11 protein-coding genes are annotated in these 14,850 nt (G+C 60.6%); 7 read left to right on the forward strand and 4 right to left on the reverse strand.

The genetic code is table 11. The features are described from left to right. The first annotated feature begins 434 nt into the window (after window positions 1-434). The 6 genes from H8S56_RS21670 to yccS all read left to right on the forward strand — a co-directional run bounded on the left by H8S56_RS21670 (window position 435) and on the right by yccS (window position 10,018). Window positions 435-1,877, forward strand: coding sequence for a TldD/PmbA family protein (locus tag H8S56_RS21670; RefSeq protein ID WP_187519734.1), 1,443 nt, complete (start codon window positions 435-437; stop codon window positions 1,875-1,877). Next, the gene (locus H8S56_RS21675; RefSeq protein ID WP_024686428.1) at window positions 1,877-3,202 is read left to right on the forward strand and encodes a TldD/PmbA family protein; all 1,326 of its coding nucleotides are present in this window, start codon (window positions 1,877-1,879) and stop codon (window positions 3,200-3,202) included. Before H8S56_RS21670 ends, H8S56_RS21675 begins: the two co-directional genes overlap by 1 nt. Before the next feature lie 10 nt (window positions 3,203-3,212). After that, entirely contained in the window at window positions 3,213-4,622 is a 1,410-nt protein-coding gene (gene mdtD / locus H8S56_RS21680; RefSeq protein ID WP_024686427.1) for a multidrug transporter subunit MdtD, read from the forward strand. Between the two features lie 209 nt (window positions 4,623-4,831). After that, window positions 4,832-6,211 (forward strand): ATP-dependent RNA helicase DbpA, encoded by a 1,380-nt coding sequence (dbpA, locus tag H8S56_RS21685; RefSeq protein WP_024686578.1) that lies wholly within the window; start codon window positions 4,832-4,834, stop codon window positions 6,209-6,211. Window positions 6,212-6,526: 315 nt separating this feature from the next. Then, window positions 6,527-7,705, forward strand: a complete 1,179-nt coding sequence (locus tag H8S56_RS21690) for a BaiN/RdsA family NAD(P)/FAD-dependent oxidoreductase (protein WP_187519756.1) — start codon at window positions 6,527-6,529, stop codon at window positions 7,703-7,705. A gap of 114 nt (window positions 7,706-7,819) precedes the next feature. Then, complete coding sequence (gene yccS, locus H8S56_RS21695; RefSeq protein ID WP_032610692.1) at window positions 7,820-10,018, forward strand: YccS family putative transporter; 2,199 nt, start codon at window positions 7,820-7,822, stop codon at window positions 10,016-10,018. Here yccS and H8S56_RS21700 read toward each other — a convergent pair. Next, window positions 9,999-10,736, reverse strand: a complete 738-nt coding sequence (locus H8S56_RS21700; RefSeq protein ID WP_187519735.1) for a substrate-binding periplasmic protein — start codon at window positions 10,734-10,736, stop codon at window positions 9,999-10,001. The genes yccS and H8S56_RS21700 overlap by 20 nt on opposite strands. 239 nt (window positions 10,737-10,975) lie before the next feature. On the opposite strand from H8S56_RS21700, the gene H8S56_RS21705 reads away from it, so the two are divergent. Then, the gene (locus tag H8S56_RS21705; protein ID WP_187519736.1) at window positions 10,976-11,434 is read left to right on the forward strand and encodes a GNAT family N-acetyltransferase; all 459 of its coding nucleotides are present in this window, start codon (window positions 10,976-10,978) and stop codon (window positions 11,432-11,434) included. A gap of 169 nt (window positions 11,435-11,603) precedes the next feature. Here H8S56_RS21705 and H8S56_RS21710 read toward each other — a convergent pair whose 3' ends face one another. Genes H8S56_RS21710 through H8S56_RS21720 form a run of 3 tightly spaced genes read right to left on the reverse strand, consistent with a single transcriptional unit; the run spans window position 11,604 to window position 14,619 of the window. Continuing rightward, window positions 11,604-11,900 carry a winged helix-turn-helix domain-containing protein gene (locus tag H8S56_RS21710; RefSeq protein WP_187519737.1) on the reverse strand — a complete coding sequence of 99 codons (297 nt, stop codon included), beginning with the start codon at window positions 11,898-11,900 and terminating at the stop codon, window positions 11,604-11,606. 22 nt (window positions 11,901-11,922) lie between these two features. Next, a complete protein-coding gene (locus H8S56_RS21715; protein WP_187519738.1) occupies window positions 11,923-12,450 on the reverse strand; it encodes a YgjP-like metallopeptidase domain-containing protein in 528 nt (175 codons plus the stop codon). 51 nt (window positions 12,451-12,501) lie between these two features. Then, window positions 12,502-14,619: a two-component system response regulator gene (locus H8S56_RS21720; RefSeq protein ID WP_187519739.1), complete on the reverse strand. Its 2,118-nt coding sequence runs from the start codon at window positions 14,617-14,619 to the stop codon at window positions 12,502-12,504. Window positions 14,620-14,850 lie beyond the last annotated feature (231 nt).

The following is a 14,850-nucleotide window of genomic DNA, read 5'->3' on the forward strand; positions in this document are numbered from 1 at the left end:
CCTCCCACGGGGTATGCACTCAGTCAGACACTTTCGTTTCGGCCCCGTTTTGCGCATCCTCAGCGTTACATGCAAGCCTTGCTGCAACCCACGGGGTATGCACTCAGTCAGACACTTCGTTTCGGCCTCGTTTTGCGCGTCTTCAGCGTCATACACAAGCCTTGCTGAAACCCACGGACTGTGGGAGGCGGCTTGCCGGCGATGGCGTCCGTTCAGTCACCGATAGGTCGCTTCAGAAACAGCATCGCCGGCAAGCCGCCTCCCACGGGGTATGCATTCAGTCAGGTACTTCCTTTTTAAGGGTCACGCACGCGTCTATCTCAACCCAACGGGTGCAGCACGGGCTGTCCTCGGGTTAATCTCTTTCTTCAAGGCAATCGGCCCACAAGGTCGTCCGGGCTTCACCGACCGCCCTCAAGAAGGAGCTTGTCTGCATGTTCGATTTCTCCGCCCCACTCAAGCAGCGGTTTGCTGCCCTCAAGAGTGATGCACAATTCTTTTCCGTGCGTTATGTCCGTCGAACCGGGCAACGTTTGTGTGTACGCAAGAACGTGGCCGAGCCGCCGTCGCTGTTTACCGATGAAGGTGCGATGCTGACGGTGCGTCTCAATGGTGTCGAAACCTACGCCGCCACTCACGACATTTCCCAGAACGGCCTGCAGACCGCTCTGCACCAGGCCGAAAGCATGGCTCGCCGTCTGGCCCCCCATGCATTGCTGGACCTGAGCGAACAACCTGTGTCGACCGCCAGGGCCGACTACTTTTCGCCGAACTTCGATCAGGCGTTCCCGCCCTTGAGCGACTGCATTGGCCTGCTGATGACGGAATCCACGTCAGTCCCCAAAGACGAGCGCCTGGTCAACTGGCAGGCAGAGTTGGGGCTGGAAACGGTCGAGCAGCTCTACTTCAATACGGCAGGTGCCGAGTTGCGCCAGGCGCAGCGCTTTGTCTTTCCGGGCATGAGCGTCACGGCCTATGACGGGGCCGACAGCCAGACCCGCAGCCTGGGCGGTCAGAATTTCGGCCAGCAAGGCGGCGTGGAAGTGCTGAGCAGTTGCGGTTTGATCGGTGCGGCCACTACGGTCGCCGATCAGGCGTTGCAGCTGATCATGGCACCCAACACCCCATCCGGCCCTCGCGACCTGCTGTTGATGCCGGACCAGATGGTGCTGCAAGTCCACGAATCCATCGGCCATCCGCTGGAGCTGGACCGGATTCTGGGCGATGAGCGCAATTACGCAGGCACCAGCTTCGTCAAGATGTCGGACTTCGGCACCCTGCAATACGGCTCTGACCTGCTCAACGTAACGTTCGACCCGGACATTCCCGAGCAGCTCGCCAGCTACGCCCATGACGACGACGGCACCGCGGCGAGCAAGCAATTCCTGATCCGCAACGGTTTGCTGCAACGCCCACTGGGCGGTGCGCTGTCGCAATACCGCAGCGGCATGGAAGGCGTGGCCAACAGCCGCGCCAGCAGCTGGAATCGTCCGCCCATCGACCGCATGGCCAACCTGAACATCGAGCCGGGCGAGCAATCCATGGACAGCCTGATTGGCAACATCGAGCACGGCATTCTGATGTCGAGCAATCGCTCATGGTCCATCGACGACGCCCGCAACAAGTTTCAGTTCGGCTGTGAGTGGGGTCAATTGATTGAAAACGGCGAACTCAAAGGCGTGGTGAAGAACCCCAACTATCGGGCGATCTCTGCGCGCTTCTGGAAAAGCCTCAGCGCCGTCGGCGACATCAGCACCTTCAAGGTGCTGGGCACTCCGAACTGCGGCAAGGGTGAGCCCAACCAGGTGATCCGGGTCGGCCACGCGACACCCGCGTGCGTCTTCAGTCGCGTCGATGTGTTTGGAGGAGATGCCTGATGACTCAGCAGCAGCAATTCGAGGCGCTGGTCGCCGTGCTCAAGACCGCTGTTCGCCCGACCGAACACTTCACCCTGGCGTATGACGCAGAGGCGTCGGACTTCATTCGCTTCAACCACGGTCAGGTGCGTCAGGCCGGGCAGGTGCGGCAAGCCATCCTGAACGTGAAGCTGATTGATGACGGCCGCCACGCCAACCTGGAAGTGACGTTGTCCGGCGACACAGGCACCGACACCCAGCGCCTGACTGACGCCTTGCACCAGTTGCGCGAAACCCTGCCATTGTTGTCGAAAGACCCTTATCTGTTGCCCAACACGCAGCCCTGGCAGAGCAACAATGTGCAGGAAAACCCGCTGCCGGACAGCGCAGAGGTGGTCGAGCGGATCAGCGAACTGGCTCACGGGCTGGATCTGGTCGGCTTCTACGCCTCTGGCCCGTTGTATCGCGGGTTCGCCAGTTCGTGGGGCGCGCAGGGCTGGCACCAGGCCAACAGCTTCAACTTCGACTGGAGCCTGTTTCACGAAAACGGTCAGGCGGTGAAAGCCAACTACGCCGGTCACGACTGGGACAGCGAGGCCTTCACGCGTCGCTTCGAACAAGCCCGGGAGCAACTGGACTACCTCGGCCGTCCACTGCACACGCTTGAGCCTGGACAGTACCGCGCCTACCTGGCCCCGGCCGCGCTGGACGAAGTCATCGGCATGCTGAGCTGGGGCGGGTTCTCTGCGCAGGCCATTGCCAGCAAACGCAGCCCGCTACAACGGCTGTACAACGGCGACGCGCACTTCAGTGCGCAGGTCAGTATCGAAGAAAAGGTCAGCGGTTCGCTGTCGCCGGCCTTTTCACGCGAAGGCTACCCACGCAAGGATCTGAAACTGGTCGCTTGCGGCAAGGCGGATGAGCGGCTGGTGGACTCCAGCAGCGCCGCCGAATACGACTTGCAGGCCAACGGTGCCGACTACGGCGAATGGCCGAGTGCGCTGGACATCGCGGGCGGTTCACTGGCGCTGGATCAGATTCTGCAGAAGCTCGGCACCGGGCTGTACATCAGTAACCTCTGGTACCTGAACTTCTCCGACCAGGCGGCGGGACGTCTGACCGGCATGACGCGTTTCGCGACCTTCTGGGTCGAGGACGGCAAGATCGTTGCGCCGGTCAGCACCATGCGTTTCGACGACAGCGCCTACAGCCTGCTGGGCAGCGCACTGGAAGATCTGACGCAAGAGCGGGAACTCATTCTGCAATCGAGTACCTACAGTCAGCGCCAGACAGGATCCATTCAACTGCCCGGTGCTCTGATCAGCCGACTGACCCTCACGTTATAGCAAGGAGCTTATGGCCAACTCTGCCACGCACGTACTGGATGAGAAGACCCTGCGCTGGATGCCGTGGGTCATTGCCATCGCGTTCTTCATGCAAAGCCTGGACGGCACAATTCTCAACACTGCCCTGCCGTCCATGGCCCATTCGCTGGCCGAAGATCCACTGCGCATGCAATCGGTGGTCATCGCCTACATGCTGACCATCGCACTGCTGATTCCCGCCTCGGGCTGGATTGCCGACCGGTTCGGGATCAAGCGGATTTTCTTCAGTGCCATTCTGCTGTTCAGCTTCGGCTCGCTGCTGTGTGCGCTGTCCAACTCGCTGGGCATGCTGGTCGGCGCACGGGTGATCCAGGGGCTGGGCGGCGCACTGATGGTGCCCATCGGGCGGCTGATCGTGCTGCGGGTGTATCCGCGTTCAGAGCTGGTGCGGATCATGGGCTTCATCACGGTTCCGGGTCTGGTGGGTCCGCTGCTGGGCCCGACACTGGGCGGCTGGATGGTCGAGTACCTGAGCTGGCACTGGATTTTCCTGCTGAATATTCCGGTCGGGATCATCGGCTGTTACGCGGTCAAGCACTTCATCCCGGACATCCCCGGCGGCGGACGCACCCGTTTCGACGGGGTCGGGTTCGTGCTGTTCGGCGCAGCCATGGTGCTGATCACCATTGCCCTGGAGGGCCTGGGCGAGCTGCATCTGCCGCACATGCGCGTGGTCTTGCTGCTGTTCGCGGGCATGGGCTGTCTGGCGGCCTACTGGTTGCGGGCCGGGCACATCGACGCGCCGCTGTTCGCGCCGTCGCTATTTCGCACCCGCACCTTTGCGGTCGGCATCATGGGCAACCTGTTTGCGCGACTGGGCAGCGGCGCGTTGCCCTTTCTGGTGCCGTTGCTGCTGCAGGTCGCGCTGGGCTATTCGCCGTCTCAGGCTGGCATGAGCATGCTGCCGCTGGCCGCCGCCGGGATGTTCGCCAAGACGGTGGCGCGCTGGCTGATCGAGCACCTGGGCTATCGCAACATCCTGACCGGCAATACGTTGCTGCTGGGCATTCTGCTGGCGAGCCTGGCGCTGGTCGATGTGCAGACACCGTACTGGGTGTTGCTGGTGCATCTGGGCCTGCTGGGCGCGGTCAACTCGCTACAATTCACGGCGATGAACACCGTGACCCTGATCGACCTGGACGACGCCAGCGCCGCCAGCGGCAACAGTTTGCTGTCGGTGGTTGCACAGCTGTCGCTGAGTCTGGGGGTTGCCAGTGCGGCGGCTTTGCTGGGCGGTTTCAGCGAGGAAGTCACTACCGGCGAAGTCAGCAGTGTGCTGGGCGCATTCCAGATGACCTTCCTGAGCGTTGGCGTGCTGGCAATGTTCGCAGCGGGGATCTTTCTGCAACTGCCTGCAGGTGAGGGGCGCAAGAAGGTGTGACGCCTAACCCGTGGGAGGCGGCTTGCCGGCGATGCGTATTCCGAAGCGACCTGTCAGTGACTGAACTGACGCCATCGCCGGCAAGCCGCCTCCCACAGGCCGTTGAACCGGGCCCAATAAGTTGGACAGCCATTTATCGACATCGCCATCTGAGCCTGCCCCGGGACCTGATACACTGCGCGACATTTTTGTTTTGCAGGTCCATCGTCGTGACAAACACCGCTTTCAATACTTTGCCTCTGTCCGCTGCCATGCTGGCTAACCTGGAGTCGCTTGGTTATGCCGAAATGACACCGATTCAGGCGCAGAGCCTGCCGGTGATCCTCAAGGGCATGGACCTGATCGCTCAGGCCAAGACCGGCAGCGGCAAGACCGCCGCCTTCGGCATCGGCCTGCTCAACCCCATCAACCCGCGCTTCTTCGGCTGTCAGGCACTGGTCATGTGCCCGACACGCGAACTGGCCGACCAGGTGGCCAAGGAAATCCGTCGTCTGGCGCGCTCGGAAGACAACATCAAGGTCCTGACCCTGTGTGGCGGCGTGTCGTTCGGGCCGCAGATCGGTTCGCTGGAACACGGCGCGCACATCATCGTCGGCACGCCAGGACGCATTCAACAGCACTTGCGCAAAGGTTCGCTGGTGCTGGACGGCCTGAACACGCTGATCCTCGACGAAGCCGACCGCATGCTGGACATGGGCTTCTACGACGCCATCGCCGACATCATCGAGCAGACCCCGCAACGTCGTCAGACCCTGCTGTTCTCGGCCACCTACCCGGTCGGCATCAAGCAGCTGTCCTCGAAGTTCATGCGCGACCCGCAGACCGTGAAGGTCGAGGCGCTGCACGCAGACAGCCAGATCGAGCAGATCTTCTACGAAATCTCGCCCGAGCAGCGCCTGGAAGCCGTGGTCAAGGTGCTGGGCCATTTCCGCCCGACGTCCTGCGTCGCGTTCTGCTTCACCAAGCAGCAGGTTCAGGAAGTCGTCGACCATCTGACTGCCAAAGGCATGTCCGCCGTCGGCCTGCATGGTGATCTGGAGCAGCGCGACCGTGATCAGGTGCTGGCGATGTTCGCCAACCGCAGCACCTCGGTGCTGGTCGCGACGGACGTGGCCGCGCGCGGTCTGGACATCGATGCGCTGGACATGGTGATCAACGTCGAACTGGCCCGCGATTCGGAAATCCACATCCACCGCGTCGGCCGTACCGGTCGTGCGGGCGAGAAAGGCATCGCGGTCAGCCTCGTGGCACCGTCGGAAAGCCAGCGCGCCCGCGCCATCGAAGAACTGCAGAAAGCGCCGTTGAACTGGCAGCAGTACGACAAACTGAGCATCAAGGAAGGCGGCAAGCTGCTGCCGACCATGACCACGCTGTGCATCGGCTCGGGCCGCAAGGACAAACTGCGTCCAGGCGACATCCTCGGGGCGCTGACAGGCGAGGCTGGCATTGCGGGTACTCAGGTCGGCAAGATCGCAATCTTCGACTTCCAGGCCTATGTAGCGGTCGAGCGCAGCATGGCCAAACAGGCACTGGAGCGTTTGAACAACGGCAAGATCAAAGGCAAGTCGCTGCGCGTGCGGATTTTGTAACGTTTACCGAAGATGATCGCGCCCATGGGGCAAGCGCTCATCGTCATACACAATCCTCATTGAGGAATAAGATTGCGGAACGTGGGAGCGGACTTGTCCGCGAATACTGCGCTTCAGACGCTGCATATTCGTCGGATTTACCCGCTTTCGCGGACAAGTCCGCTCCCACAGCCGAAATCGTGCCCGCTCCAGATGCCCATCGCGACTTTTGTATAACGATGAGCAGCCCGCGTGGGCATGCAACCTGTGACGTTCTGCGTCACCTCCATAAGCGGACGCACAGCGTCCATGCAGGCGATTCCCGAGGACCACGCTGTGCCCGTTACTGACGTTGTAATCATTGGCGCTGGCGCCGCAGGTTTGATGTGTGCGTTTACCGCTGCCCGTCGCGGGCGCAAGGTGATGTTGATCGACCACGCCAACAAACCCGGCAAGAAGATTCTCATGTCGGGTGGCGGACGCTGCAACTTCACCAACATGTACACCGAACCTGCCAACTTTCTTTCGCAGAACGCGCACTTCTGCAAGTCGGCACTGGCGCGCTATACCCAGTGGGATTTCATCGAGATGGTCGCCAGACATGGCGTGCCGTATCACGAGAAAAAACTCGGCCAGTTGTTCTGCGACAACAAGTCCAGCGACATTCTGGAGATGCTGCTCGAAGAGTGCCGCCAGGCCGGTGCCAGCCTGCACATGGACACCTCGGTGCAGCAGATCGACAAGACCGATTCGGGCTATCGCCTGCAAACCACCCTCGGCACGCTGGATTGCCAGTCACTGGTGATTGCCACTGGCGGGTTGTCGATCCCCACGCTGGGTGCGACCGGGTTCGGCTATCAGGTCGGCAAACAGTTCGGCCACACTCTGCTGCCAACGCGCGCAGGCCTGGTGCCGTTCACCATCACCGATCAGCTCAAGGCGCTGTGCACCGAGCTGTCGGGCACGTCGGTGGATTGCCTGGTGAGCTGCAACGACACCAGTTTCCGCGAGAACATCCTGTTCACCCACCGGGGCCTCAGCGGTCCGGCGATTCTGCAGATTTCCTCGTTCTGGCAACCTGGCGACACCGTGGAGATCAACCTGCTGCCGGATCACGATGTGCCTGCCTGGCTGTCGCAACAGCAGGCCGAACGCCCCAACAGCGAATTGAAGACGCTGCTGGGCGAGATCTTCACCAAGAAGATGGCCAACCTGATTGCCGAGCACTGGTTCGTGTCCAAACCGATGAAGCAGTACACCCACGCCGAACTGGCCGACATCGCCGCGAAGCTGGCGAGCTGGCAGGTCATCCCGGCCGGCACCGAAGGTTACCGCACGGCCGAGGTCACGCTGGGTGGGATCGACACACGCGAGGTGTCTTCCAAGACCATGGAATCGCTGAAAGCGCCTGGCCTCTATTTCGTGGGCGAAGTGCTGGACGTCAGCGGCCACCTGGGCGGCTTCAATTTTCAATGGGCGTGGGCGTCTGCCTACGCGGCTGCGCAATACGTGTGACGCAACACTGAATGCCGGTATAAATTTTGCGAGGCGGATGTACAGTCAGGCATTTGGTCTGTACATATCCTCCAGCAGGATCGACTAATTGAGCACAAGGCCGTCAGCTTATTCATGGCATCGAAATCGCTTCGTCATACTTTCCGCCGTTTGTGGGCACTGGATAAATTCAGTTACAGCGTTCGAGTCTTCATTGCCCTGACCGGCAGCATGGCGCTGTGCTGGTATCAGAACGAGATGGGCCTGCTGATTCCGCTGTTTCTGGGGATTATCGCCAGCGCCCTGGCCGAGACCGACGACAGCTGGCAAGGCCGCCTGAACGCGCTGGCCGTAACGCTGGTGTGTTTCAGCGTCGCCGCCCTCGCCGTCGAATTGTTGTTCCCTTACCCATGGCTGTTCGTGTGCTCGCTGGCGCTGGCAAGCTTCTGCCTGACCATGCTCGGCGCGCTGGGGGAACGCTATGGGGCCATTGCCTACGGCACGCTGATTCTGTCGGTCTACACCATGATTGGCGTTGACCAGCGCGGCGGCGAAGTGCTGGATTTCTGGCATGAGCCGATGCTGCTGGTGGCCGGTGCCGCGTGGTACGGCCTGCTGTCGGTGCTGTGGCAGATGCTGTTTTCCAACCAGCCGGTGCAACAGGCGTTGGCGCGCCTGTTCCGCGAGCTGGGCCAATACCTGAAACTCAAATCGACACTGTTCGAACCGATCCGCACCCTTGATGTTGAAGCCCGTCGCCTCGAACTGGCCCAGCAGAACGGCAAGGTGGTCGCGGCGCTGAACGCGACCAAGGAGATCATCCTGCACCGGGTGGGCAGCGGCCGACCGGGCTCGAAAGTCAGTCGCTACCTGAAGCTGTACTTCATCGCTCAGGACATCCACGAACGCGCCAGTTCCTCGCACTACCCTTACAACTCGCTGACCGACGCCTTTTTCCACAGTGACGTGCTGTTCCGCTGCCAGCGCCTGCTGCGTCAGCAAGGCGGTGCGTGTCAGGCGCTGTCGGAATCCATCCAGCTGCGTCAGCCATTCGTGTACGACCCCAACTTCGCCGAGGCCATGGAAGACCTGCATGCCTCGCTGGAACACCTGCGCATCCAGAGCAATCCTGCCTGGCGCGGGCTGCTGCGCTCGTTGCGCGCACTGGCTGCCAACCTCACCACGCTGGACCGGCTGATCAGCGACGCCAGCAACCCGGATGCTGTGGCAGACGCTACTGACAGCAGCCTGCTGGACCGCTCACCACGCAACCTCAAGGACGTGTGGACGCGTCTGCGCCTGCAGATGACGCCGACTTCCCTGCTGTTTCGTCACGCACTGCGCTTGCCGCTGGCGCTGACCATTGGCTACGCCATGGTGCATTTGATTCACCCGTCGCAGGGCTACTGGATCATCCTGACCACGGTCTTCGTCTGCCAGCCAAGCTACGGCGCGACCCGGCGCAAGCTGGGGCAGCGGATCATCGGCACTGCCATCGGCCTGACCGTTGGCTGGGCGCTGTTCGACCTGATTACCAGCCCGATTCTGCAATCGATGTGCGCAGTGCTGGCCGGCGTGGTGTTCTTCGTCAACCGCACCACGCGTTACACGCTATCGACGGCTGCTATAACGGTCATGGTGCTGTTCTGTTTCAATCAGGTAGGCGACGGCTACGGGCTGTTCCTGCCACGGCTGTTCGACACTCTGCTGGGCAGCCTGATTGCGGGCCTCGCCGTGTTCCTGTTCCTGCCTGACTGGCAGGGGCGACGCCTGAACAAGGTGCTGGCCAACACCCTGACCTGCAACAGCATCTACCTGCGCCAGATCATGCAGCAGTATGCTAAGGGCAAGAGTGACGACCTGGCTTACCGGCTGGCACGGCGCAACGCGCACAATGCCGATGCGGCGCTGTCGACGACGCTTGCGAACATGCTCATGGAGCCGGGTCATTTTCGTAAGGAAGCGGACGTCGGCTTCCGCTTTCTGGTTCTGTCGCACACGCTGCTCAGCTACCTGTCGGGCCTTGGCGCACACCGCGACACGCAACTGCCGAGCGATGTGCATGAACAACTCATCGACGGCGCAGGCGCCAGACTCGCCGCCAGCATCGACGAAATCGCCAGCGGCCTGGCAGAAAAGAAAAACGTTGCCGTGCAGAGCGATGAAGAAGAAGCGCTGGCCTCCCAACTGGAGCAGATACCGGAAGAGATGGACGAAAGCCAGCGACTGGTGCAGACCCAGCTTGCGCTGATCTGCCGTCAGCTCGCCCCGCTGCGCACCCTTGCCGCTCACCTGATCAAGACCCCGCAAGCCGTTACAGACCGTGCAGTTTGAACAGCTCGTCGTAACTGCCGTCAGCTTTCATCGCGGCAATTTCGCGGTCGAAGCGGGCGACAATTTCAGCATGTTTCGGATTTTTCAGGCTGACCAGAATATGCAGGCCATTCTCGCTCAGTGAGCCGGGCAAGAACTCGACGTTGTTTCTGACGTCCTCGGCCTCTCGCGCCAGGTTATAGCGGGCCACATACTCGTCTTCCAGCGCCAGGTCCACGCGTGCGGCGGCCAGCATGCGTATCGCCATGGAAAAACTCTGTACGGGGATTTTCTTCAACAGGGCGTCGTTATCGAACGCGGTAGAGTAGGCATATCCGCGCACCACGGCGATCACATACGCATGCAATTGCTCATGCGTCAGACTTTGGACAGTCGAATCGCGCCGCTTGAGCAGGCGCACACGGTTGACCAGATACTCCTTGGAAAACTGACCGACCCTGGTGCGATCCTCGCTGAACCAGGCGGCGACAAGCACATCATGACGCCCTTCGCTCACGCCCAGCATCGCCCGGGCCCAAGGCACTTGCTCGTAGACCGTCGTATAGCCGGCCCGCCGCAACGCGGTGCTGACGATGTCGGTCGCCAGCCCGCCGTTGAGCAACATGGCATCCGTGAACGGAGGCCAGCGATCGGCAGCGATGCGCAGTTTTTCCGCCGCACCGGCAGACGCCATCGTCAGAACAAGCAGAAAACCCATGGCTCGAAGCAGGTATGACATGCTCATTTTCCTGAAAAGACACGTGTCGACTTCAGACTCTTTCGCGGCAGCGCCGCCATGCAGCAGGGTGGCTATACGCCTGTATTGAAGACCCTAAATCGCTATCGAACAACCCGAAGAACGGTTGCCTTGCCTGACATGCCTGAAAACGACTAAGGCTCATCTGCACAGCAGCGTTTATTGGGAATGACGCCAGATGCGTTTAGACTTCACTTCTGGTTTCTCTGCGAGTCGGCAACATGTCTATCAAATGGATCTGCAAACATCACACCGAGCTGAACATCGAACAGCTCTACGCCGTGCTGAAGCTGCGCGCAGAAGTGTTCGTGGTGGAGCAGCAATGTGTGTATCTGGACGTGGATGGTCAGGACCTCACGGGCGACACCTGCCATTTGATGGCGTGGCAGGAAGACACACTGGTTGCGTACCTGCGCCTGCTCGACCCCATTCAGCAAGGGGGTGATGTCACCATCGGCCGAGTGGTCACGGCACCTTCGATTCGCAGCAGGGGCATCGGTCATGAACTGATGGTTCAGGCCCTGGAGCACGCCGAACGCAAATGGCCCGACCAGCCCATCTACCTGTCTGCGCAGGCGCACCTGCAGGGCTACTACAGCCGTTATGGCTTCAATCCGGTGGGCGAGGTCTATATGGAAGACGACATCCCCCACATCGGCATGCGTCGGGACCTGGAGTGAAGACGCTGCTGCGCGGTAGCCCCCCTCGTTGTACGCACGTCTAGCTGGATCGCTACAAAACGAGTGGGAGCGAGCTTGCTCGCGAAGACCGCATTGCGGACGCCTGATTCCTGGCGGCTGTACCTACAGGTTCGTGAGCAAGCTCACTCCCACACTGTACGTACATCGCTCACGGATACCCCAACACCGCCTTGATGGTGCTCAGGTGATGGGTGATCCAGTCCCGGTCGATGGCACCCCAGTCGATGATCCGGTATCGCCCGGAATGGTTGCGGGCACCTTCCTGTTGTTCGAACTCGCACTGGATGTCCAGGTCCGCCAGCGCAGCGATGGTGTCCTGAGCTGTACGGCGCGGCATGCCGGTCACTTTTTCCAGTTCCGGGACGCTGCTGGCAAGCTGACAGTCGATCAGGTACGCCACGTACAAACGGCGGTAGAAACTGCTTTTGGTCTTGCTGACCTCCATCTTTGTATCCTTCAATGCGGTGTCAGGTGATCGATCCAGAGGCGGACTGCAGGTCGCGGTACGTCAGGTAGATGCGCAGGTCGAATTCCAGTTGGTGGTAGCCGGGAAGCATGTGCTCACACAGCTTGTAAAAGGCTTTGTTGTGATCCGATTCCCGAAAGTGCGCGAGTTCGTGAACCACGATCATCTGCAGAAACTCGGGCGGCGCTTCCTTGAACAGCGACGCCACGCGAATCTCGTTCTTGGCCTTGAGCTTGCCACCCTGCACCCTTGAAATTTTAGTATGCAAGCCCAGCGCACGATGGGTCAGGTCCAGACGATTATCGAATAGGACCTTGTCGATGTTAGGTGCATTGCGCAGGTGGTCCTGCTTGAGGCTCAGGGCGAAGGCATACAACGCCTTGTCACTCTGAATCTGATGCCGCGCCGGATAACGCTGCTGCAGATAGTCCGCCAGGCGCCCCTGCGCGATCAGCTCACGCACCTGGTCCTGTAGGGCCTGCGGATAAGCTTGCAGGTATTTGAGCGGCGCGTGGCTGGGCGAAGTCATGGGCTCGAAGTACAGTCTGAAAAGCGGCCATTCTACAGCAATCAGCCCGCCTCAAGCCCGCAGTTGGACGTGCGCCGGAAAACGCAGTGCCTCCTCGGCCAGCATCGGATGAGCGATGAAAAACCCCTGCACCACCTGACAGCCATTGCTGACCAGCCACTGATACTGCTCGTGGGTTTCGACACCTTCAGCGATGACCAGCATGTCCAGGTTGCGACACAGATCAATGATGCTGCGCGCCAACGCGGCCTCGCGAGGCGACCTCAGGATGTTGGCGACGAAATGCCGGTCCAGCTTCAGCGTGTCCAGTTGCAGGTTGCGCAAATGCGACAGCGAGCACTCGCCGGTGCCGAAATCGTCCAGCGCGACGCGCACGCCGATGTCATGCAGCTCCCCCAGTTGCTTGTGGCTGTGGGAGAGGTTATGCACCAGCGAGCTTTCAGTGATCTCCACTTCCAGCTGACCCGGCTTGAGTTCGAAGCGGTCCATGGCACGCTTGAGCTCCGACACCAGATTGGGCATGCAGAACTGCGTAGGGCTGACGCAGACACTGAGCACCACGTCGGAAGAGAACACACCGCTCCAGGCTTGTCGCTGCTCCGCGCCCTGATCAAAAATCCAGCTGCCCAGTCTGTTGATCAGTCGGGTTTCTTCCAGCAGCGGGATGAACAGAGCGGGCGGCACGTCGCCCACCGCAGGATGCTGCCAGCGCAACAGCGCCTCGAACCCCCGCAGCCTGCCGTCTGCAACATGGATTTGCGGCTGATACACCACCGAAAAATCCTTGCCGTCGATGGCCGTGCGCACACTTTCTTCGAGCATCAGACGCGAGCGCGCCCGACCGTTCATGTTCTGATCGTAAAAGCGGTATTGCTGGCGTCCGGCGCGCTTGGCCTCGTACATGGCGATGTCCGCTGCGCGCAACAGGCCATCCAGGTTGGCACCACACTCGGGGTAGGTAGCAATCCCGACGCTGGCCCCAAGCGTGATGTCCACCCCATCGACATGCCGGCGACCCGACACGCGCTCGATCAGCTTTTCGGCGATCTTGGCGGCCTGCTCGGGGTAGTCCAGGCCATCAATGACCACCGTGAATTCGTCACCGCCAATACGCGCCAGAATATCGTACGGGCGCATGCTGTCTTTCAACTGCTCGGCGACCCAGAGCAGCACCTGGTCACCGGCATCGTGGCCCAGCGCATCGTTGATCTGCTTGAAGCCGTCCAGGTCCATGTACAGCACCACCAGGTACTTACCGCCCTGATCGTTGCGTCCCAGCATGCCCTCGACGGCCTGGTAGAAGCCGCGCCGGTTGAGCAGCCCGGTCAGGGCATCGGTCACCGCCTGCTTTTCCAGTTGCTGATACAGATCACGCACCACCGACATGTCGAGCACGGTGATGACCATGGCCTTCTGGTCGGCAGGCAGCGCCGCACACGACAACGCCACCGGCAACTGCTGATCTTGAGGGGTCAGCAGGACGGCGTCGTGGACGCGGTAGGTATCGGCCCTGCGGTAATGTTTGTAGAAGCCTGACTCCAGCCAGCTTTCGACATGCGGCTTATGAATGTAATCCAGCCACCGCGTGCCGCGCAGCTGTTCCACGGTGGAATTGAGCAGGAAGCAGATGGCAGGGTTGGCGAAGCGGATCACGCCGCCTTCATCCACCACCAGAATGCCTTCGGCCACGTTGGCCAGCACCGACGCATTGAAGGCACGCGCCTCTTCTAGCTCATGGGACAATTTCTGCAGCGCACGGCGGTTACGCTGCTGTTCCAGCAACGTCTGCACCTTGGGCTTGAGAATATTGGGATCGAAGGGCTTGAACAGGTAGTCGGTCGCACCGCTGGCATACCCCTTCTGCACCGCATCCTTGCTTTGCTCGTTGGCAGTCAGAAAGATAATCGGTGTCAGCCGGGTACGCTGGCTCCCGCGCATCAGGCGTGCCACCTCAAAGCCGTCCATGCCGGGCATCTGGACGTCCAGCAACACCAGGTCGACCTCGTGCTCCAGCAGGACGGTCAACGCTTCAACACCTGAACTGGCCGTGATGATGCGCCAGTCGGTCCTCTGCAGGACGGCGCACATCGTTACCAGGTTTTCCGGGTAATCATCTACAACGAGCAGTACCGAAGAGCCATCAACTGGCTGGGTTTGGGCGCATTCCATGCTACTTCTCTATGTGTGGCAAGACGCCTGGAGCTCAGGAAGACCGTCATGCTTATAAAGTGAACTCTAGCCCCGTCTCAGCAAAAGCAGAAGCAAGCCAGCCATTTGCCATCATCAAAGTAGGACCTAACCGACTAACGGTAGTTTCCTACACGCCCTACGGGTCGTGCGCTGCGGGAAAAGTGACAGCACTTTGACGTCATTTCGTCGACAATTTTCCATTAACAAATT

Source organism: Pseudomonas triticifolii, assembly GCF_014358015.1.
Taxonomy (GTDB): domain Bacteria; phylum Pseudomonadota; class Gammaproteobacteria; order Pseudomonadales; family Pseudomonadaceae; genus Aquipseudomonas; species Aquipseudomonas triticifolii.

Coding starts and splice junctions, on each gene's coding strand:
- H8S56_RS21670 (WP_187519734.1), top strand. CDS start 435: ATGTTCGATTTCTCCGCCCCACTCAAGCAGCGGTTTGCTGCCCTCAAG.
- H8S56_RS21700 (WP_187519735.1), bottom strand. CDS start 10,736: ATGTCATACCTGCTTCGAGCCATGGGTTTTCTGCTTGTTCTGACGATG.
- H8S56_RS21720 (WP_187519739.1), bottom strand. CDS start 14,619: ATGGAATGCGCCCAAACCCAGCCAGTTGATGGCTCTTCGGTACTGCTC.
- yccS (WP_032610692.1), top strand. CDS start 7,820: ATGGCATCGAAATCGCTTCGTCATACTTTCCGCCGTTTGTGGGCACTG.
- H8S56_RS21715 (WP_187519738.1), bottom strand. CDS start 12,450: ATGACTTCGCCCAGCCACGCGCCGCTCAAATACCTGCAAGCTTATCCG.
- H8S56_RS21675 (WP_024686428.1), top strand. CDS start 1,877: ATGACTCAGCAGCAGCAATTCGAGGCGCTGGTCGCCGTGCTCAAGACC.
- mdtD (WP_024686427.1), top strand. CDS start 3,213: ATGGCCAACTCTGCCACGCACGTACTGGATGAGAAGACCCTGCGCTGG.
- H8S56_RS21710 (WP_187519737.1), bottom strand. CDS start 11,900: ATGGAGGTCAGCAAGACCAAAAGCAGTTTCTACCGCCGTTTGTACGTG.
- H8S56_RS21705 (WP_187519736.1), top strand. CDS start 10,976: ATGTCTATCAAATGGATCTGCAAACATCACACCGAGCTGAACATCGAA.